Below are 20,578 nucleotides of genomic sequence, written 5' to 3'. Positions count from 1 at the left end.
GTTATAATGCGAAAATTATTATATTTTATAGCATGCAGTAGTGTTATACTTTTTACCTCACCGAGTGTGTCAATAGCTCAATATGATGCACCTCTTATGGAAGATGCACTTTATTCTGTTTTATTTCCAAAAATAAATAAAGCAATTGAAAAACAATATGGAAGTTTGAAACCGTATCAATGTCCTAAAATTATTAGTTTAAAAAAAGTGTATAGCGGTACATATTTATTTCAAGCAAGTATTGAAGTGACAAAGTATGAACGTGTTGCTGGGAAAATTGCTCCCCCATTTGAGAAGGTAACGATTACATTTAATAACGAAGAAGGCGAATGGGAAGTGAGAAAGATTTCAGTAAAGCGCTTACCAAATGATACAAAATTAAACTGTAAAAAAACAATATAAAAAATTGTTTGACAAATAAAATGGTCCTTTGGTATTGTTAATAGCAACAATTAGATGTTTGAAAATTAAATAGACTTACCTCATCTACTCTCAAAGGTAGAGGCCGCGATAGGAAAGAGTAAGCTATGGGAGATTTCATGGAATCTGTGATCATAGGCTGAAAGGGACTATTGCCGAAATATAAGAATAACCATCTTATTCATATATTGGGACTACATTGAATAAATGTAGTACTGTCATAAGATTTATTTTATGGAGAGCTATTTGGAGATGTTGATGCGGTTTCTTATTTTGAGGAGATAACAACTCGTTTATTTTTTCAATATATATTTTTCCTAATAAGAAACGCGTGTGAACATTGTTCCGCGCGTTTTTTGTCTATCTAAAAGCGTGCTGCAATGAATAGAAGATTGGGGTTATGAGTTTTAGAGGAAATAAGGGAGGAATTTAAATGTATTTACACGGCACAAGCCGAATTAATGGGCAAGGACACTTAGAAATTGGAGGGTGCGATACGACGCAGCTAGCAAAGCAATACGGAACACCACTTTATGTATACGATGAAGAGTCTATTCGAGGAAAATGCCGAGCATTTCATCGTGCTTTTAAAGAAAGTGGTTTCTCTTATCAAGTAGCATATGCAAGCAAGGCGTTCTTGTGCATGGAGATGTGCCGAGTAGCTCGTGAAGAGAATATGTCATTAGACGTTGTTTCTGGAGGAGAATTATATACTGCGCTCCAAGCAGGATTTCCAGCATCACGTATTCATTTTCATGGAAATAATAAAACAGAAGAAGAGATAGTGATGGCTCTTCAGGCGAATATCGGTTGTTTTGTCGTAGATAATTTCTTTGAATTAGAAGTTTTACACGATTTAGCGATGCAACATGGAAAGTTTGTGAACATATTAATTCGTGTAACGCCTGGAGTAGAGGCGCACACACATGAATATATTACAACAGGCCAAGATGATTCGAAATTTGGATTTGGCGTTTCAAACGGTCAAGCGATGCAGGCAATTGGATTTGCTTTACAAAAATCCAATTATAATGTGCTAGGGATTCATTCACATATCGGATCGCAAATATTTGAAACAGCTGGCTTTGTTCGAGCGATTGAAGTTCTTCGCCAATTTTTAGAAGAAGTGAGAGAGCAAACAAACTATGTAGTAAAAGTGTTAAATGTAGGCGGGGGATTTGGAATACGCTACACAGAGTCGGATACACCGTTAACTCTTGAGACATATGTACGAGCTGTAACAAGTGCAGTGAGAGAACAATTTACTGTATGTGAATATCCATTGCCAGAAATATGGATTGAACCAGGCCGTAGCATTGTAGGTGATGCTGGGACAACAATTTATACAGTTGGATCTGTGAAAGATATTCCTGGTATTCGGAAATATGTATCAGTCGATGGTGGAATGACAGATAATTTAAGACCTGCTTTATATAGTGCGCGTTATGAAGCAATGTTAGCGAATCGAGGGAATGATGAGAATGAGGAACTCGTTTCGATTGCGGGGAAATGTTGTGAGAGCGGAGATATGTTGATTTGGGATATTCATTTACCGAAAGTCGCTTCTGCTGATTTACTAGCAGTTTCCTGTACAGGAGCCTACGGGTACTCGATGGCGAATAATTACAATCGGATTCGAAGACCAGCCGTTGTCTTTGCAAAAGGCGGAACATCGCAAGTAGTTGTGGAACGCGAAACATATGAAAATATTATTGGGAACGATCGCATACGTATTAAAGAGCTTGTTTAAATAGAAAAAGGAGTTGTTCGGATGGGCAATTCCTTTTTTGTAAAATAAAATAATTAAAATATATCGGAAAACTAGGATTGAAAAAAATCAGAATTGTGATAAAATACAAATACAAAGCTTATCAAGAGAAGCGGAGGGAACTGGCCCGAAGAAGCTCGGCAACCTGCTTATAGAAAGCAAGGTGCTAAATCCAGCAAAATGGAATCCATTTTGAAAGATAAGGTAAAATATATTACCGAACAGTCTTTTCGAAATGGGAAAGATTTTTTTTATGAATAAAAAGGGGGGCTGTTCGCGTGGGTGTACGGGAACATTTTGATGAAGTATCCGAGAAGATTGAAGCGATGCTTGCTGATATGAAATATGGCTCAATTACAATTGTTGTGCAAGATGGAAAAGTAATTCAGTTAGAGAAAAGTGAAAAAGTACGCTTAAAGTGAAAAGCGCTGACTAGAAAAACTAGAGGCGGTTTTAACCTATTTTCATTAGGTTAAAACCGTCTTTTTGCTTTTACAGGGGGAAAAAACATGTTGACGTATGAAACGTGGGAAGAAAATGTTGTTTCGTTTTCGGAAGAAGATGAAACAAAAGGCGCGTTATCAGTATTAAATTGGGCTTATGAAGAGTATAAAGATGAAATCGTCTACGCATGTAGCTTTGGGGTGGAAGGTATGGTATTACTGCACCTTATAAACCAAGTAAATCCATCTGCTAAAGTTGTATTTTTGGATACAAATGTTCATTTTCAAGAAACATATGAATTAATTCAAAGAGTGAGGGAACGATTTCCTTCATTGAATATTATAGAAAAGCAGCCAGAACTTACACTTGATGAACAGGCGAAGTTGCATGGTGAAAAACTGTGGGAGAGCAATCCGAATCTTTGTTGTAAGATTAGAAAAATTTTACCTTTAGAAAAATCATTAGTCGTGGAAAAAGCATGGATATCGGGCTTAAGAAGGGAACAATCAGAAACACGTAAGCATACAAAGTTTATAAATCAAGATCATCGTTTTCAATCTATTAAAGTTTGTCCACTCATTCATTGGACGTGGAAAGAAGTTTGGCGATATGTATACAAACATAGCTTGCCGTATAACCCGTTGCATGATGTTGGCTATCCAAGTATTGGGTGTGAGAAATGTACTTTACCTGTAGGGGATGGTGGCGATTCAAGAGATGGTAGATGGGCTGGGAAAGTGAAAACCGAATGTGGTCTTCATTATCAATAAGATGAATCTTGAAATAAAGCTAAGAGGGGATATAGAAAATGAGCACAGTAAACGAATTAGTAAACCGTATAGATGAGACATATGATATATCACAAATTGAAAAAGAAATTAAATTAGACAACATTGCTTTAAGTGATTTAGAACTATTGGCGACAGGTGGATATAGCCCGCTTACTGGTTTTTTGGGGAAGGAAGATTATGATTCAGTCGTAGAAACGCTTCGTTTAGCAAATGGTAGTGTGTGGAGTATACCAATTACATTACCGGTAACAGAAGAAGTCGCAGAAAGCCTGAAGACCGGAGAGGAAGTAAAGCTTGTCAACAATGGAAATATATATGGTGCTATTCAAATAGAAGATATTTTCGTACCAGATAAAGAAAAAGAAGCGTTACTTGTATATAAAACAACGGATGAGGCTCATCCAGGAGTGAAAAAATTATATGAACGACCAAACGTTTACGTTGGAGGAACTATTATTCTAACAAAACGCTTTGAAAATAATCAATTTCCTTCTTATCATTTAGACCCAATTGAAACGAGAGAAGAATTTAAAAAACGTGGGTGGAAAACAGTAGTCGGATTTCAAACGAGAAACCCGGTACATCGTGCCCATGAGTATATTCAAAAATCTGCTCTTGAAATTGTAGATGGTCTCTTTTTAAATCCACTCGTTGGAGAAACGAAATCGGACGATATTCCTGCTGATGTAAGAATGGAAAGCTATGAAGTACTCCTTCAAAACTATTATCCGAAAAATCGTGTCTTTTTAAGTGTATTTCCTGCTGCAATGCGTTACGCAGGACCAAGGGAAGCGATATTTCATGCGTTAGTAAGAAAGAATTTTGGATGTACCCACTTTATTGTAGGACGTGATCATGCGGGAGTAGGAGATTATTACGGAACATACGAAGCGCAAGAAATCTTCACGAATTTTACGATAGAAGAGTTAGGCATTACACCACTATTCTTTGAACATAGTTTTTACTGCACGAAATGTGAAGCGATGGCTTCAACGAAAACATGCCCGCACGGAAAAGAAAATCATGTTATTTTATCAGGTACGAAAGTAAGAGAATTATTAAGAAACGGTGAGATTCCGCCAAGTACATTTAGTCGTAAAGAAGTAGTAGAAGTGCTAATTAAAGGTTTAAAAAAAGAAGTAGTAACAGAATAGGGAGAGAACGAGATGGATACGAATATTACTTGGCATACAGCTTCGGTTTCAAAAGATGAGAGAAGAGTGAAGAATGGACATCACAGTTTTGTAATTTGGTTTACTGGTTTATCAGCTTCGGGTAAATCTACAGTAGCGAATGCGGTCGCTCGTAAATTGTTTGAAAAGAATATTGGAAATTATGTGCTGGATGGGGATAACATTCGCCACGGTTTAAATAAAGACTTAGGATTTTCTGAAAGTGATCGCATGGAAAATATAAGACGTATTGGCGAAGTGGCAAAGTTATTTGTAGATCAAGGAACAGTTGTCCTTACAGCATTTATTTCACCATTTCGAGTAGACCGCAAACAAGTAAGAGATTTATTAGCGGCAGATGAATTTATTGAAATTTTTGTGAAGTGTCCGATTGAAGAGTGTGAGAAACGTGATCCGAAAGGGCTTTATAAAAAGGCAAGAAAAGGTGATATTAAGGATTTCACAGGTATTGATTCGCCTTATGAAGAGCCAGAGCAAGCAGAATTAATTGTAGAAACGCACAAATATTCTATTGAAGAATGTGCAGAACAAATCGTGCAGTACTTACAAGAGCGTAGTTTTATCCCGCTATTTGCCGGGAAGTAAAATTCCTACCTCAAAGTTCGGTTGGGGCAAGGAAGTTAGGTGGGGGTCGGGCTGCCCGTAAATACCCGATTGGTTAAGGCTAATAATCAGCGTGGGATGAACAAAACTCTACTGATTAAAGTTTCACTTTATATAGGGGGATTTAAAAATGAGTTATGAAAAAGTATGGGCTAACAATGAAAAACTAAATCAAACGGAGAAAAATAAATTAGAAAAAGATGGATTAGAAATTTTTAATGATATTCCTTACTATGCGGAAAATGGATTTGAATCTATTCCGAAAGAAGAGTGGGATGCCTTTAAATGGGCAGGATTGTATTTACAACGTCCAAAAGAAGCTGGTTATTTTATGATGCGGGTAAATATTCCGTCAGGGATTATTACAAATGCGCAGGCAGAAGTACTTGCTTCTATCGCTGAGGATTATGGACGTGATGTAATAGATATTACTACGAGACAGGCGATTCAGTTTCACTGGTTAGAAATTCAGCGAATTCCAGATATTTTTAAAAGATTAGCAAGAGTTGGATTATCTTCAGCGGGGGCTTGTGGTGATATAACGCGGAATATTACAGGTAATCCGCTTGCTGGAATTGATGCAAATGAACTATTTGATACGACACATATTGTGAAAGAGGTATATGACTATTTCCAACATAATGAAGAGTTTTCTAATTTGCCACGTAAATTTAAAATGTCTATTAGTTCTAATATTTATAACTCAGCAAACGCAGAGATTAACTGTGTTGCATTTACACCTGCTACGAAAGAAATAGATGGTGAGAAAAAAGTTGGTTTTCATATAAAAGTAGGCGGAGGATTATCAGCCCGTCCATATTTAGCTGATGAATTAGATGTGTTCGTTTTACCAGAAGAAGTGAAGGCAGTGGCAATTGCGATTGCTACTATATTCCGTGATTTTGGATATCGTGAGAAACGTCATTTAGCCCGTTTGAAATTTCTTGTTGCGGACTGGGGAGCAGAGAAATTTAAAGAGAAACTAATAGAGTATACAGGGCCTTTACAAAGTAAAGGGGAAAGTGCACTCAAAGGATGGAATGCAGGCTATTTTTATGGTGTTCAAGACCAAAAACAAGAGGGATTAAAATATGTAGGTTTTAATGTACCGGTAGGTCGTTTACATGCAGAAGAAATGTTTGAGATTGCAAGAATCGCAAAGCAATATGGAAATGGACAAATTCGTACATGTAATTCACAAAATTTCATTATTCCGAACGTTCCTCCGGAAAATGTAAAAGGATTACTTAGTGAACCGTTGTTTGAAGCGATATCTGCAAGCCCAAAATCATTTATTGGTCATGCGGTTTCATGTACCGGTATTGAATATTGTAATCTTGCACTAGTAGAAACGAAAGAAAGATTACGAAAAATTGCAGAATACTTAGATACACAAATTGCACTCGATGTTCCAGTTCGAATTCATATGGTAGGCTGCCCGAATTCATGTGGTCAACGTCAAATTGCTGACATTGGGTTACAAGGGGTGAAAATGAAAACGAAGGAAAAGGGAATTGTTGAAGCATTTGAGATATATGTAGGTGGAACGTTGTTAGATGGCGGTGCCTACAATCAAAAGTTAAAAGGAAAAATAGATGGCGAGGATTTACCTGATGTACTCGCATCATTTATAAGTTATTTCAAAGAGAATAAATTACCAGCCGAAACATTTTATGATTTTGTAGGGCGTGTTGGTGTAGACACATTACAAATAGCGTTAAATAACGTGTTAGAAGAAGTCATAGCGTCTTAGGGGGGACAATATGGATTTATATCGATTTGAAGCTGTATTAGTGAGTGATATTGTTCCGATTGTTGTTGTTGCTCAAAGTGAAGAACAGGCATTTAAGCTTGCGGAGATTGAGCTTGAAAAACATTTTTTACCGTTGCCAGAGGTAAAAGAGATTTCTTTGTTTGAAAAAAAGAAGATTCGAAAAGGTGCAGCATTTGTTATTCATGAGTAGAGATTAGTAATACGAAAAAATAAAAACTTCCATTCTTATATACGAATGGAAGTTTCATTTTAATAGTAGAAATGAGGAGAGATGATGGGGAAGGTTTATATTGTTGGAGCGGGTCCTGGCGATCCAGATTTAATTACTGTTAAAGGGTTGAAATGTATTGAGAAGGCAGATGTTATTTTATACGATCGCCTTGTGAATAAAGAGCTGCTTTCACACGCAAAGCCTGACGCGGATTTAATTTATTGCGGGAAACTCCCGAATTATCACACGATGAAGCAAGAAACAATTAATACATTTCTTATTAAGTATGCGAAAAAAGGGAAAGTTGTAACGAGGCTTAAGGGCGGCGATCCATTTGTATTTGGTAGAGGGGGAGAAGAAGCGGAAGCATTAGCAAAGCAAGGTGTACCATTTGAAATCGTCCCAGGTATTTCGTCTGGAATAGCTGCACCTGCTTATGCTGGTATTCCAGTGACGCACCGTGATGCAAGTGCAAGTTTTGCTATTGTGACTGGGCATAGGAAAGAAGGTGCTGAAGAAGAAGTGAAATGGGAAAGTTTAGCGAAAGGTGTAGAGACTTTAGCGATATATATGGGGGTTAGTAATTTGCCCTACATATGTGAGCAACTTATGAAGCATGGAAAAGATAAAAGTACGCCAGCTGCTATTATTGAGCAGGGGACGACGTCTATGCAACGTACAGTTGTTGGGACATTAGGAACAATTGTAGATGTTGCGAAAAAAGAGCAAATTCAAAATCCGAGCATGATTGTAATTGGAGAAGTTGTCCGTTTTAGAGAAAAAATCCATTGGTTTGAGAAGCAAACGGAAAATGCTTATCAAGTAAGTGGAGTGTTGTAAAATGAAAGCCGTCTTATATATATGTCATGGAAGTCGTTTGAAGACAGCGAAAGAAGAGGCGATTCAATTTATTACATCGTGTATGAGTCGTATAGAAGCGAATATTCAAGAAGTTTGTTTTTTAGAGTTAGCGAATCCTTCTATTGAAGATGGTTTTCGTACATGTGTGAAGCGTGGGGCCACGGAGATTATTGCCATCCCTGTTTTTTTATTAGCGGCAGGTCATGTGAAGAAAGATATTCCATTTGAATTGGTAAAGCTCAAGAATCAATATCCGAATGTTAAAGTGACTTATGGTAATCCGTTTGGTGTATCAGAAACACTTATCAAATCAGTATATAACGGAAGTGGTATTGAAAAGGAAGGGAAGGCTGAAGTGACCCTTCTGCTCGTTGCAAGAGGAAGTAGTGATCCTGAAGTATTACAAGATATAAAATGGATCGCCTCTTTATTTCAAGCTGAGGAGAAAATTAAAAAAGTTGAGGTTTGTTATTTAGCGGCTGCGGAGCCGAAATTTGAGAGGAAATTGAAGGAAGTTGTAGAACGGGAAGTGGAGAACATCGTTGTGCTACCTTATTTGTTATTTACAGGTTTACTTATGAAACATATTGAGAAAGAAGTGCGCCAATATGCATTGGAAGAGATAAAAATCAGTCCATATTTAGGGAAGAATGAAGCGTTACAAGATATGTTAATTCAGAAAACGACGGAGTTATTGAAAGGAGATCAGTATGTATCCACTTACAGTGCGAGTTAATGAGAAACGCGTTGTTGTTATTGGTGGGGGAAAAGTTGCAGGATTTAAAATTATTCCTTTACTCAAACAAGGTGCGGATATAGTTGTGATCAGTCCAGAATTAGATGCGAATTTAGTAAAACTTGTGGAAGAAAAGAAAATTCGTTGGTATCAAAGAGAATATGAAAAAAGTGATATTAAAAATGCTTTTTTAGTTGTTGCAGCGAGTAGTGATTCAATATTAAATGAACAAGTTGCTGAAGATGCCGCAGAGAACCAATTAGTAAATGTTATTACAAATCCGGAAAGTGGTAATGTTCACTTTCCAGCAGCGATTCATCGTGGTTTGCTTAATATAGCAGTTTCTACTGGGGGAGCGAGCCCAAAGCTCGCAAAAAAAATTCGAGATGAGATTGCAAATAAATATGATGAGACATATGAATCGTATTTAGATTTTTTATATGAAGTAAGGGTGAAGTTAAAAGATTTACAGTTAGAAAAGAGAGAACGAAATATATTACTCCAAGAAGTGTTGAAATCAGTATATGTGCAAAACGAGAGAGAAAGAGAAAGTTTTTTGCGAGAATTAGAGGGAAAGGTTTTAAAATAATAAAAGATAAAGTGCGCTTTACAAATATAAAAATATAATTTATAATCACAAGTAACTTCAATAGATGAAATCGATGAGCAAGAAGAGTACGTATATTTGATGCGTTCAGAGAGCTGGGGTTAGGTGGGAGCCCGGTACGATAAATTATACAGAATGGGCTTGCGAGAGGTATGTTGAACATTGTAGTAGGCAACCCGGGTTCCGCCGTTAAAAGGATAGAGTATCGGAATTATTCCTGTACTTGAACAAGTGGGATTTATCAATCCAATTGAGGTGGTACCACGGTATTTACATTACATATATCGTCCTCTACATGCATATTTGCGTGTAGGGGACTTTTTTATTTTCTAAAGGAGGTGTGCGAGTATGAAATGAAAGTGTATAATTAACAAAAGTTTAAATATTCAGAAAAGGAGAATTTATGATGAAAGAAACACAGCAATGGACGTCGAAAATAGGCTTTGTACTCGCAGCAGCCGGAGCCGCAGTAGGTCTTGGTGCGATATGGAAATTTCCATATGTTGCAGGTAATGGCGGGGGAGGCGCATTCTTCCTTGTATTTTTACTGCTAACTTTATTTATAGGTATGCCTCTTCTAATAGCGGAGTTTGTTATTGGACGTAGCACGCAAAAAGAGGCGGTTACAGCTTATAAAGTACTAGTGCCAAATAGCAAATTATATCCTTGGATTGGTCGTATGGGAGTTGTTACTTGTTTTAGTGTACTATCTTTTTATAGTGTTGTAGGTGGATGGATTTTACTTTATTTATATTATAGTGTGACAGGAAGTTTCTGGAATGGAGTAGCTGATTATGGACAATTGTTCGGTGAAACGATTTCAAATCCGTTAAGTGCGATTGGAGCGCAATTTATCTTTATGCTTTGTACGATTTTTGTTGTAAGTAAAGGTGTAGAGAAAGGTATAGAAAAGGCAAGTAAGTACATGATGCCGCTATTATTTATTTTATTTATTGCGATTATTGTTCGTGCGTTAACACTCGATGGTGCTTTTGCTGGAGTAGAGTTCTTCTTAAAACCAGATTTTTCAAAGCTTACAGCAGATACAATTTTATATGCGATGGGACAATCTTTCTTCTCGCTAACTGTAGGTGCCTCGGTAATGGTAACGTATAGTTCGTATTTAAAGAAAGAGGAACATTTAGCGAAATCGGCAACATCTATTGTAAGTTTAACTGTTTTTGTTACAGTACTTGCAGGATTAGCAATTTTCCCAGCGATTTTCGCATTAGGAGTTAAACCGACTGAAGGACCGGGATTACTGTTTATCGTCCTTCCAGCAGTATTTGCAAAAATACCATTTGGTCAATTTTTCTTTATTATGTTTTTAATTTTATTCTTCTTTGCGACTTTAACATCAGCAATTTCAATGCTTGAAATTGTAGTAGCATCTGTTGCGAAAGGTAATGAGAAGAAGCGTCCGTCAGCATCATTATTAATTGGTATTCTTATTTTTGCAGTCGGTATTCCATCAGCGTTATCATTTGGGATTATGAGTGACGTGAAAATATTTGGGAAAACATTCTTTGATTTAGTCGACTTTTCGGTAAGTAACGTATTGCTGCCGTTAGGAGTACTAGCTATTTCATTATTTGTACCAAATAAAATGAGTAAAGAGTTGTTGATGAAAGAATTAGAAGTGACGGAAACGAAGGGGAAAACGTTATTTAACATTTGGTTCTTCTTACTTCGTTATGTCATTCCGATAACTGTAATAATTGTATTTTTAAATGTGATAGGTGTATTTAAAATGTTTGCATAAAAAAAGGCGGGGATCTCCCGTCTTTTTTTATGTTGTTGAATGTAATAGACGATTATACGCTTTATAGGCTGTGGTGACTGCGAGGAATGAACCGATTAAAAATAAAACTGATCCGCCAAATGTAAATATCCGGCCGATAAATGTCGCTCTAGCTTCTTCTATTTTTTGTTGTAATTGCGTATTCATATTGATCACCTCGTAAACTATAGGCATTTAGTTATAGTCTATGTAGAATGCCTATATTGTGTGAAGTGTAAATAAAAAATCTCGGTAGGTACCGAGGTTTTTTATAATCCGATATAAGGAGATGGGTCGACTGCGTTTGTCTTGCCGACATTCCATTCTCCAAGATGAAGTTCGAAGTGTAAATGTTGTCCGTATGATTGGCCAGTGTTCCCCATAAATCCAAGCTGATCGCCTTGTTTTACAGTTTGTCCATTCGATACAGAACGGCTATTCATATGAGCATATACTGTCGTATATGTTTTTCCGTTTATACGGTGAGATAAATACACTACGTTTCCGTAACTAGATGATAATTCTGAGCGAATAACAACGCCATCTGCAGCAGCGATAATTGGAACCGTTCCCGAAGCGGCGATGTCAATTCCTTTATGGTTATCTAAAGAACGTACACCAAATCCGGAAGTTTTTGATCCAGCTGCTGGTTTGATAAAGCCACCGATGTTTGTATCATGTGGTGTTGGAGCTGCTTGAGTTGCTTGAGCAGATTTAGTAGCTTGTTGTTTGCGAGCCTCTTCTGCCTGGCGAGCTTCTTCCGCTTTACGAGCTTCTTCGGCCCGTTTTTCTTCTTCAATTGCTTTTTGCACAGCTTGACGTTGATTTTCTAAAATGCCTTTGGATTCTTCTAATCCTTCAATCTCTGAATCTACTTTTGCTACTTTCGTATGTAGATCGTTAATAAGAGTCTGTTGCTGCTGTTGGTTATTTTGTAATTCTTGTTGTTTTTGTTCTAGTTTTTGCTCAGATTCTTTCAGTTGTTGTTCTTTTTTCTCAACAGCTTCTTTTTCTGTAGTTACAGCATTTTGATCAGATGTTTGTTTTTTTACAATATCTGTATCGTTGTTTAATATTAAACTTACGGAGTACATATTATCAACAAGATCAGCAATGTTTGTAGAGTTTGTTAATACTTCTGTAATGATATTTGTACGCGGTTTTTCTTGCATAGATTGTAATCGTTGTTTAATAACTTCCTGACGTGTATCTATGTTTGTTTGTAATTGTTCTATATGTTTCTTTTTGTCAGTAATTACTTGTTGTGTTTTGCTAATTTCTTTTTTTGTATCGTTTAATTCAGCCTCGTTTTTATTAATAGAAGTAGTTAATTCATCGATTTTCTTCTGTAATTCTTGAATTTCTTTTTCTATTTGTTCTTTCTCGACTGATTTATTTTGTAAGTCACTTTGTTTGCCTTCTAATTCAGATTGAATGTTAGATAATTTATCTTGATTTGTTTCAGCGTATACGGGTGAAAGTAACGGGGAAGCAAAAATCGTTCCTGCTGCTAAAACACTAAACGCTGCAAATTTCTTTTTCATAGTTGTCTGACTCCTTTCCCTATGAATGTTATATATCATAAGAAGAAGAGTGTCTATCGTTGTAATCATAATGTAAAGAAAACTTTATAAAATTGCTAAGTTTTGTCGGAATTTATCATTTTTCAACTTTAATTGTCATAGTACTTACATTTTATTTATGGCTGTAATAAAGGTATATTTTGGGATTTATCTGTAAAATACAGGAGGAAAGTAATAGTTTTTATGGGGTGAAATAGTACTTAGAAAGCTAATAAAACACTAGTGAGGAATCGTTCTCATGTGAGGTTTTCTAACATGGGTTTATTTTTTGTCAAGAAAATTATTTGCATTCGGGCAAAGTTATTTTGTTGTCAGATTTTAAATTTTGATTTATGATTTTTAACAGGGACAAAATGTAGTGAATTGTCGAATAATATGTAATACTCTTAATTTCTTAGTTTTATAGAGATAGAATGAGAGATAGAGTGACACATCGAAGAGGGGGTTACAACAAATATGAAAAGAATAGGACTTGCATGGCAAATATTAATAGGGCTTGCGCTTGGTATTGCGGTTGGGGCGATTTTCTTTGATAATCCAGCTGTTGTGAAGTACTTACAACCAATTGGTGATATTTTCATCCGATTAATTAAAATGATCGTTGTACCGATTGTTGTAGCAAGTATTGTTGTTGGGGTTGCTGGTGTTGGCGATGTTAAAAAACTAGGTCGACTAGGCGGAAAAACAATTCTTTACTTTGAAATTATTACAACAATTGCAATTATTGTTGGTCTATTAATAGCGAATATTTTCCAACCAGGAAAAGGCGTAAATATGGAGCAGTTAACAAAGACAGATATTTCGAAATATACACATACGACAGAGCAAGTACAAAGTCATTCATTTGCAGATACGTTTGTAAATATTGTTCCAACAAACATTATGAAGTCATTGGCTGACGGAGATATGCTTGCTATTATCTTCTTCTCTGTACTATTTGGTTTAGGTGTAGCAGCAATTGGTGAAAGAGGAAGACCAGTTCTTCAATTTTTCCAAGGTGTAGCTGACGCAATGTTTTATGTAACAAACCAAGTTATGAAATTTGCACCATTTGGTGTGTTTGCACTAATTGGTGTTACAGTTTCTACATTTGGTCTTGCTTCATTAATTCCATTAGGGAAATTGCTAATTGTCGTATATGGGGCAATGATCTTCTTCGTTGTAGTTGTCTTAGGACTTACAGCGAAAATATTTGGAATTAACATTTTCCAATTCTTTAAGATTTTAAAAGACGAGCTGATCTTAGCGTATTCTACAGCAAGCTCAGAAACAGTTTTACCAAAAATCATGGAGAAAATGGAGAAATTCGGTTGTCCGAAAGCAATTACATCTTTCGTTATTCCGACAGGTTATTCATTTAACTTAGATGGATCAACTTTATATCAAGCAATTGCGGCTATTTTCTTGGCGCAAATGTACGGTATTGATTTATCTATTACACAACAAATTACATTATTACTTGTATTAATGGTTACATCAAAAGGTATCGCAGGTGTACCGGGCGTATCATTCGTTGTATTATTAGCGACACTTGGTACAGTAGGTATTCCACCTGAAGGTTTAGCGTTCATTGCTGGTATTGACCGTATTTTAGATATGGCTCGTACAGCAGTTAACGTTGTAGGAAACTCTTTAGCAGCTGTAGTTATGTCTAAGTGGGAAGGTCAATATGACGCTGAAAAAGGACAAGCTTATTTAAAAGAGATTTCTGAAAAGGGTCAAGCTGCTTAATTATAATATGAACAAGCTCTCACATAATATGTGGGAGCTTTTCTGTATATAGAAGAGGAGTATACATAATGAAACGTAAATATGGTGACGGTTCTTCGTGGAAAAGACTAATAGAAAAGAGTTATAGGCTTAAGCAAGTGGAAGAGGGAATGCTCGGAATACTGGATATAAAAAAGGTGAGAGAGCCTAGTTGTAAAGAATATGATGGTAAAGAAATTTGTATTGCAAGTGATGGGTATACGTGGGTTCAATATTTCATTAATGGAAAGAACTTTGCGATTACAGCTATGTTAGATGATAGGCACAATTTAGTGCAATATTATATTGATGTGACGAAAGAATATGAAATAGACGATCGTGGTTTACCGTATTTTGATGATTTATATTTAGATGTAGTATTATTACCTAGCGGTAAGGTGTATGTATTAGATGAAGAGGAGCTAGAGGATGCTTATAAAAGTGGCGATGTCACGAAGGAAGAGTATGAGTTAGCTTGGTACACTACGAAATGGATATTAGCAGCAATAAAAAATAGTGAATTTTATTGGATTTCAATATTGGAAGAAGAAATCGAAAAGTTAAAATGATTATTGTATTCAAGTTTTTGTATAATTACCAAAAAAATCTATACAAAAAATAATTGACTTTTGTTTTGTAAGCGAGTAAAGTTAGGGAAGAAATTATTATTAAAAAATAAATATGAAACCTTCTTATAAAGAGAGGCGGAGGGACTGGCCCTACGATGCCTCGGCAGCGGACTCGATTTCAGAGTGCTGTGCCAAATCCAGCAAGCATGTGCTTGAAAGATGAGAAGAGCGTTTCTTATAGATGTATAAGACCTCTTCTCACCGGAAGAGGTCTTTTGTTATTCATTAGAAAAAGGTTGAAACTAGGGAGAGATGGTACTTTGAAAGAAACGAGAGGAAATGGTTTAGCTTTATTACCACTTGGGATATTTTTGGCGCTATTTATTGGTTCTGGAATTATTACAGGTGATTTCTATAAATTGCCGATACTTGTAGCGATTTCAATTGCTGTAGGAGTCGCTTTAGTGATGAATCGTAAAGAAAGTTTTAATGTGAAAGTAGAGCGGTTCGCTAAAGGTGCAGGAAATCCGGATATTATGATTATGGTATTAATTTTTGTGCTTGCAGGTGCATTTTCTGAAACTGCTAAAGGAATGGGTGGAGTAGACTCAACTGTTAATTTAGCGTTAACTATTTTACCGCCAGGATTTATCGTAGCTGGAATCTTTGTTATTGGTGCATTTATTTCATTAGCAATGGGAACTTCAATGGGAACAATTGCAGCATTAGCGCCGATTGCTGTGGGTATTAGTGGTCAAACTGATATCTCAATTGCGCTTGCAATGGCTACTGTTGTTGGGGGAGCGATGTTTGGTGATAATTTATCATTTATTTCAGATACAACAATCGCAGCTGTTCGTTCACAAGGAACAGAAATGAAAGATAAGTTTAAAACGAATTTTTTAATTGTGTTACCAGCGGCTATTATTACAATTGTACTATTAGTAATAGTTACTTCAGGAAGTGACACGCAAATTAAAGCACATAGCTTTGATTGGATAAAGATTTTACCGTACGCAGGAGTACTTATTACAGCGCTACTTGGCTGGAATGTACTTATTGTATTAACTGGTGGAACTGTATTATCTGGTGTTATCGGTCTTATAGATGGAAGTTACACGTTAGAAAGTTTCTTTAAAAGTGTAACGACTGGAATGGGCGGTATGATGGAGTTAGTATTACTTGCTATATTAATTGGCGGTATGGTTGAATTAATCCAATATAATGGTGGTATTCAATATTTAATGAATGTATTAACACGTAATATTCGTTCGAAAAAAGGTGCAGAATTTGGTATTGCTGGTTTAGTAAGTATGACTAATATGTGTACAGCGAATAATACGATTTCGATTATCTTTACAGGCCCGCTTGCAAAAAATATTGCAGATCAATATGAAATAGACCCTCGTAAATCAGCGAGTGTATTAGATCTTTTCTCATGTTGTGTACAAGGATTAATTCCGTACGGTGCCCAAATGTTAACGGCAGCAGGATTTGCAGCGTTATCTCCGGTTGAATTGTTGCCATATGCATTTTATCCAATCTTAGTTGGAGTATGTGGGATTCTTTCTATTTTAATTGGATTTCCAAGATTTTCGAAAGTAGCTGAGAAAAAAGAGTATCATAAAACAGCTTAATTTAATATGAATGTTAGTAATTAAAAAAACGTGCAGAGAATAAACTCTGCACGTTTTTTTGCGTAAAGGGCTGAATATGACTCGGTCTTAAGTCTGAGTTAAAAACGGTTCTTAAGCTCGTTATGGAAAGATGAAAAAATAGTTAAGATAAGAGTATCAAATCGAAGGGAGGCAAGCACAAGATGAAACAATTTCTAGCGTTTATCGCAGCCGGTATTTTGGCTTTAATTGCTCTTGGTAGTCTTGCTGGTATTGTAGGATTCGCAATCGGAGCAGGAGTTGTATATTGGAGCTATAAATCATTTGTGCGAGCTAAGTCATTTTTTGGAAAGTTAGCTTGGGGTATTGTTGGTTTAATCGGTTTATCCATTGCGCTTTCTCATTCACCAGCATTAATCGGTATCGCTGCTTTAGTGGTTTTATACTACGGATACCGTGAGTGGAAAAAAGAAAAAGATGTAGTTGTTGAATCTGCTCCAGAAAGTTCTAAACCATATAGCAACTTTGAAGATGAGTGGAACAAATTAATGAAAAACTAAAACAATAAATCAAATTATAAATAAAGTAGAAGAGAGGAAGATTTATAATGAAACAATCTTTATTCGGACGTGTACGCGATGCAATTTTAGCTGATTTTCATAACGTGTTAGATGAGAAGGAAAGAAAAAATCCAATTGCGATGTTAAACCAATATTTACGTGATAGTGAGCGTGAAATAACAAAAATTGAGAAGTTAATTGAACGTCATAAAACATTAAAATCTAACTTTGCTCGTGAGCTTGAGCAAGCACGTTATTTCGTTAACAAAAGATCAAAGCAAGCTATCATTGCTCAAGAAGCAGGCGAATTACAATTGCACGAACGTGCGTTAGAAGAGGTAGCTTATTATGAAGGGCAAGTAACTCGATTAGAAGAAATGTATGCAGGTGTTGTAGAGCAAATTGATGAGTTAGAGCGTCGTCTTTCTGAAATGAAAAATAAATTAAAAGAAATGCACGCAAAGCGTATGGAACTAATGGCACGTGAAAATATGGCACATGCAAATCGTCGTATGAATACTGCGATGCATAAAATGGATGAAAATAATCCGTTCTTACGATTTGAAGAAATTGAAGATCACATTCGTGACTTAGAAACTCGTATGAATGAAGAACATGAGCGTGACACATTTGATATGAAAATTGCAAAACTTGAGCGTGAAATGAAAGAAAAGAATGATGTATCGTTAACGAAAGAGTTAACAAAATAATAGTAGTATATTATAAAACAGGCTTATGATATAGTGATAGGAGAAAAGGTGTTGGAAAGCAATGCCTTTTCTTCTATGTATATGTGACAAGAAGGGGGGAGCTGAAATGAAGAAACATTTTTCAAAGACACAATTAATGGGGATGCTCCTCATCATATTTGGATTCGGTCTTTTTCTTGATATGATACTTGGACATTTTGAACCAGGTGGTCTCATTTTTGCATTTATTATGCTTATGTTTGGAAGGCATTATCGTAAAAAGAATCGTTATGTACGGGGAAATGTATTTTTATTTGTTGGTGGTATCGTATTTTTATTCTTCTTATTTTCATCAGCAGCATTTGTTCTTGTCGTATTTGCTTGTTTAGCTTTAATTGGTTATCAATTGATTCAACAAGGGCATCAGCAAAAAGCAATGAAGGTTGAAATTAAAGAAAAAGGGATTATAGACGAAGAGAAGCAAATATATCGTACAGAACCATATTTGAAAAATATGTTTGTAGGCAATGTACGAATGATGGATCATATTTATGAACTTGAGGATATTAATGTTCAATACGGTGCTTGTGATGTGGAAATAGATTTAACTACTGCTATGATTCCAGAAGGGGAAACGGTAATTGTTATTCGGGGTGTCGTTGGTAATATTCGTTTATATGTGCCATATGATATTGAACTTTCTTTAAATCATTCTGTTATTGTCGGACGTGTGCTCTTGCCAGGTCATGAAGAGACAGGGTTTAACCGCAATGTTACATTTAGAACAGAGCAGTATAAAGAGGCTCCTCGTCGTATTAAAATTATTTCTTCGCTTGTCGTAGGCGACACGGAAGTGAGGAAAGTATAATGAAGAAACAAAAAAATATTTCGTGGATGTATATTCGTTATTCTATGTTGTCCTCAGTTAGTATCGCACTCATTTGTACAATTGTATATGTATGGAAAAGCGAGCAACAAGTGTATGATTTATTATGGAAGGAATCCATCGCTTCTGTTCCAATTGGCTTGTTTATTATGACTACAAGTTTACTTATCGGGGGAATTGTAGGATATGCAATCGGTTACTATATAGAGCAGCGTATACAAGGATTAAATACGTTTCTATTTGAAGTAGAGCGAGGGAATTTTCCGAGCGATGTTTCGTTTACTGCAGATGATGAATTTCATGAAGTGGAACGAAAAGTAATCGTTTTGGCTCGTCGATTAGAGGAGCAAGCTGGACTCTTTCAAAAAGTAACGAATGAACGAGCTCATTGGAATGAAGAGATGAGACAAGAAGCGATTTCTCAAGAAAGGCATCGTTTAGCAAGGGAGTTGCATGATTCAGTAAGTCAGCAGCTTTTCGCAATGTCGATGATGATGTCAGCGATTAATGAACAAATAACTGAATTTCCAGATGTGACAAAAAAACAATTACAACTTGTTGAAAATATGGTTGTAAATGCTCAATCAGAAATGAGAGCATTGCTCCTTCATTTACGTCCTGTACAATTGGAAGGTAAGAAACTGACAGAAGGTATAGAGGAATTATTAACGGAATTATCGCGAAAACAACATATGAAAATTGAATGGCTTATTGAGCCAATAGAATTAAAAAAAGGTGTAGAAGATCATTTATTCCGTATTGTGCAAGAAGCGCTATCAAATACGTTGCGACACGCAAAGGCAAAGAAAACAGAAGTGCGCCTTCGAAAAATTGATCAATATGCGATTTTAAAAATTATTGATGACGGCGTTGGGTTTGAAGTAGGCGTTAATAAGGCAGGTTCATATGGCCTAAGATCGATGCAAGAGCGTGTTCATGAAATTGGTGGGACACTCAAGGTGCTTAGTTTCCCGGCCAAAGGTACACAAATAGAAGTAAAAGTACCGATTATGATTGAGAGAGGGGGAGAAGTATGATAAAAGTATTGCTTGTCGATGATCATGAAATGGTTCGTATGGGTGTATCGGCATATTTATCTACACAGCCAGATATTGAAGTAGTAGGGGAAGCTGAGAATGGACGAAAAGGATCAGAATTAGCATTGCAATTAAGACCGGATATTATTTTAATGGACCTTGTTATGGATGAGATGGATGGTGTCGAAGCAACACGTGCTATTATTCAAGAATGGCCAGAAGCAAAAATTGTAGTTGTAACAAGCTTTTTAGATGACGAAAAATTGTACCCTGTTATTGAGGCTGGTGCGACCAGTTACTTATTAAAAACATCAAGAGCAAGTGATATTGCTGATGCTGTACGAGCTACTTATGATGGAGAAACAGTATTAGAGCCGAAAGTTACCGGGAAAATGATGTCCCGTATGCGTCAAAAGAAAGAGCAACCTTTGCATGATGACTTAACGGAAAGAGAGTTTGAGATTTTGTTATTAATTGCAGAGGGAAAAAGTAATCAAGAGATTGCGGACGAGTTATTTATTGCACTGAAAACGGTAAAGACACATGTGAGTAACATATTAAATAAATTGAATGTAAGTGATCGTACTCAGGCAGTTATTTATGCATTTAGGCATCAATTAACGAAGTGATAAAGTGAAGCTTTAATTGGCGGGGAATTCCTCGCTGATTATTGGCTCGCTACAATATAGATTTGGCGTTAA

General features: G+C 36.2%; 22 protein-coding genes, 3 riboswitches and 1 other annotated feature. Of the genes, 20 read left to right on the top strand and 2 right to left on the bottom strand.

Features of this window, described 5'->3' with window-relative positions:
* Window positions 1–6 precede the first annotated feature (6 nt).
* From CQ064_RS02320 to CQ064_RS02260, 12 genes are all read left to right on the top strand, one after another.
* Window positions 7–402 (top strand): DUF3888 domain-containing protein, encoded by a 396-nt coding sequence (locus tag CQ064_RS02320; RefSeq protein WP_001228819.1) that lies wholly within the window; start codon window positions 7–9, stop codon window positions 400–402.
* 89 nt (window positions 403–491) lie between these two features.
* A riboswitch (Lysine riboswitch) is annotated at window positions 492–673 on the top strand.
* A gap of 180 nt (window positions 674–853) precedes the next feature.
* Window positions 854–2,170 carry a diaminopimelate decarboxylase gene (gene lysA / locus CQ064_RS02315; protein WP_000280643.1) on the top strand — a complete coding sequence of 439 codons (1,317 nt, stop codon included), beginning with the start codon at window positions 854–856 and terminating at the stop codon, window positions 2,168–2,170.
* A gap of 115 nt (window positions 2,171–2,285) precedes the next feature.
* Window positions 2,286–2,394, top strand: a riboswitch (SAM riboswitch).
* Between the two features lie 72 nt (window positions 2,395–2,466).
* Window positions 2,467–2,610: a YezD family protein gene (locus CQ064_RS02310; protein ID WP_000538896.1), complete on the top strand. Its 144-nt coding sequence runs from the start codon at window positions 2,467–2,469 to the stop codon at window positions 2,608–2,610.
* An 87-nt stretch (window positions 2,611–2,697) separates the two neighbouring features.
* Window positions 2,698–3,402 carry a phosphoadenylyl-sulfate reductase gene (locus CQ064_RS02305; RefSeq protein ID WP_000959018.1) on the top strand — a complete coding sequence of 235 codons (705 nt, stop codon included), beginning with the start codon at window positions 2,698–2,700 and terminating at the stop codon, window positions 3,400–3,402.
* Between the two features lie 38 nt (window positions 3,403–3,440).
* A complete protein-coding gene (gene sat, locus CQ064_RS02300) occupies window positions 3,441–4,577 on the top strand; it encodes a sulfate adenylyltransferase (RefSeq protein WP_000108780.1) in 1,137 nt (378 codons plus the stop codon).
* Window positions 4,578–4,589: 12 nt separating this feature from the next.
* Window positions 4,590–5,201 (top strand): adenylyl-sulfate kinase, encoded by a 612-nt coding sequence (gene cysC, locus CQ064_RS02295; RefSeq protein WP_000380507.1) that lies wholly within the window; start codon window positions 4,590–4,592, stop codon window positions 5,199–5,201.
* 148 nt (window positions 5,202–5,349) lie between these two features.
* The gene (locus CQ064_RS02290) at window positions 5,350–6,972 is read left to right on the top strand and encodes a nitrite/sulfite reductase (RefSeq protein ID WP_000119616.1); all 1,623 of its coding nucleotides are present in this window, start codon (window positions 5,350–5,352) and stop codon (window positions 6,970–6,972) included.
* Between the two features lie 10 nt (window positions 6,973–6,982).
* The gene (locus CQ064_RS02285) at window positions 6,983–7,183 is read left to right on the top strand and encodes a DUF3906 family protein (RefSeq protein WP_000366918.1); all 201 of its coding nucleotides are present in this window, start codon (window positions 6,983–6,985) and stop codon (window positions 7,181–7,183) included.
* An 84-nt stretch (window positions 7,184–7,267) separates the two neighbouring features.
* Entirely contained in the window at window positions 7,268–8,044 is a 777-nt protein-coding gene (cobA, locus tag CQ064_RS02280) for a uroporphyrinogen-III C-methyltransferase (protein WP_000521256.1), read from the top strand.
* Window position 8,045: 1 nt separating this feature from the next.
* Entirely contained in the window at window positions 8,046–8,801 is a 756-nt protein-coding gene (locus tag CQ064_RS02275; protein ID WP_000648881.1) for a sirohydrochlorin chelatase, read from the top strand.
* Entirely contained in the window at window positions 8,776–9,390 is a 615-nt protein-coding gene (locus tag CQ064_RS02270; RefSeq protein ID WP_000283352.1) for an NAD(P)-binding protein, read from the top strand. The genes CQ064_RS02275 and CQ064_RS02270 overlap by 26 nt, the downstream gene beginning before the upstream one ends.
* A gap of 64 nt (window positions 9,391–9,454) precedes the next feature.
* Window positions 9,455–9,703 (top strand) — a binding site (T-box leader).
* A gap of 111 nt (window positions 9,704–9,814) precedes the next feature.
* The gene (locus tag CQ064_RS02260; protein WP_000665433.1) at window positions 9,815–11,170 is read left to right on the top strand and encodes a sodium-dependent transporter; all 1,356 of its coding nucleotides are present in this window, start codon (window positions 9,815–9,817) and stop codon (window positions 11,168–11,170) included.
* Window positions 11,171–11,197: 27 nt separating this feature from the next.
* Here the strand turns inward: CQ064_RS02260 and CQ064_RS33285 are convergent, their stop codons facing one another.
* Entirely contained in the window at window positions 11,198–11,356 is a 159-nt protein-coding gene (locus CQ064_RS33285; protein WP_001095997.1) for a hypothetical protein, read from the bottom strand.
* Between the two features lie 101 nt (window positions 11,357–11,457).
* Window positions 11,458–12,732 (bottom strand): murein hydrolase activator EnvC family protein, encoded by a 1,275-nt coding sequence (locus tag CQ064_RS02255; protein WP_000726083.1) that lies wholly within the window; start codon window positions 12,730–12,732, stop codon window positions 11,458–11,460.
* Window positions 12,733–13,227: 495 nt separating this feature from the next.
* Here CQ064_RS02255 and gltP point away from each other — a divergent pair, with 495 nt between their 5' ends.
* From gltP to CQ064_RS02215, 8 genes are all read left to right on the top strand, one after another.
* Window positions 13,228–14,502, top strand: a complete 1,275-nt coding sequence (gltP, locus tag CQ064_RS02250) for a glutamate/aspartate:proton symporter GltP (protein ID WP_000821130.1) — start codon at window positions 13,228–13,230, stop codon at window positions 14,500–14,502.
* A 68-nt stretch (window positions 14,503–14,570) separates the two neighbouring features.
* Complete coding sequence (locus CQ064_RS02245) at window positions 14,571–15,089, top strand: ribonuclease FAU-1 family protein (RefSeq protein WP_000824654.1); 519 nt, start codon at window positions 14,571–14,573, stop codon at window positions 15,087–15,089.
* A 120-nt stretch (window positions 15,090–15,209) separates the two neighbouring features.
* A riboswitch (SAM riboswitch) is annotated at window positions 15,210–15,315 on the top strand.
* Window positions 15,316–15,409: 94 nt separating this feature from the next.
* The gene (locus CQ064_RS02240; protein ID WP_000665495.1) at window positions 15,410–16,726 is read left to right on the top strand and encodes a Na+/H+ antiporter NhaC family protein; all 1,317 of its coding nucleotides are present in this window, start codon (window positions 15,410–15,412) and stop codon (window positions 16,724–16,726) included.
* A gap of 182 nt (window positions 16,727–16,908) precedes the next feature.
* On the top strand, window positions 16,909–17,265 hold the full coding sequence (locus CQ064_RS02235) for a lmo0954 family membrane protein (protein WP_000808640.1): 357 nt from the start codon (window positions 16,909–16,911) through the stop codon (window positions 17,263–17,265).
* Window positions 17,266–17,312: 47 nt separating this feature from the next.
* The gene (locus tag CQ064_RS02230) at window positions 17,313–17,975 is read left to right on the top strand and encodes a PspA/IM30 family protein (protein WP_000814127.1); all 663 of its coding nucleotides are present in this window, start codon (window positions 17,313–17,315) and stop codon (window positions 17,973–17,975) included.
* Window positions 17,976–18,081: 106 nt separating this feature from the next.
* Window positions 18,082–18,822, top strand: a complete 741-nt coding sequence (liaF, locus tag CQ064_RS02225) for a cell wall-active antibiotics response protein LiaF (protein ID WP_000716094.1) — start codon at window positions 18,082–18,084, stop codon at window positions 18,820–18,822.
* Entirely contained in the window at window positions 18,822–19,877 is a 1,056-nt protein-coding gene (locus tag CQ064_RS02220; RefSeq protein WP_000744326.1) for a sensor histidine kinase, read from the top strand. The genes liaF and CQ064_RS02220 overlap by 1 nt, the downstream gene beginning before the upstream one ends.
* Window positions 19,874–20,506 carry a response regulator gene (locus CQ064_RS02215; protein WP_000598707.1) on the top strand — a complete coding sequence of 211 codons (633 nt, stop codon included), beginning with the start codon at window positions 19,874–19,876 and terminating at the stop codon, window positions 20,504–20,506. Before CQ064_RS02220 ends, CQ064_RS02215 begins: the two co-directional genes overlap by 4 nt.
* Window positions 20,507–20,578 lie beyond the last annotated feature (72 nt).

It is taken from the genome of Bacillus sp. MYb78 (assembly GCF_002975115.1).
GTDB lineage: Bacteria > Bacillota > Bacilli > Bacillales > Bacillaceae_G > Bacillus_A > Bacillus_A cereus.
Note: the sequence above shows the minus strand (reverse complement) of the source record. Positions and strands in the feature narration are given on the sequence as shown.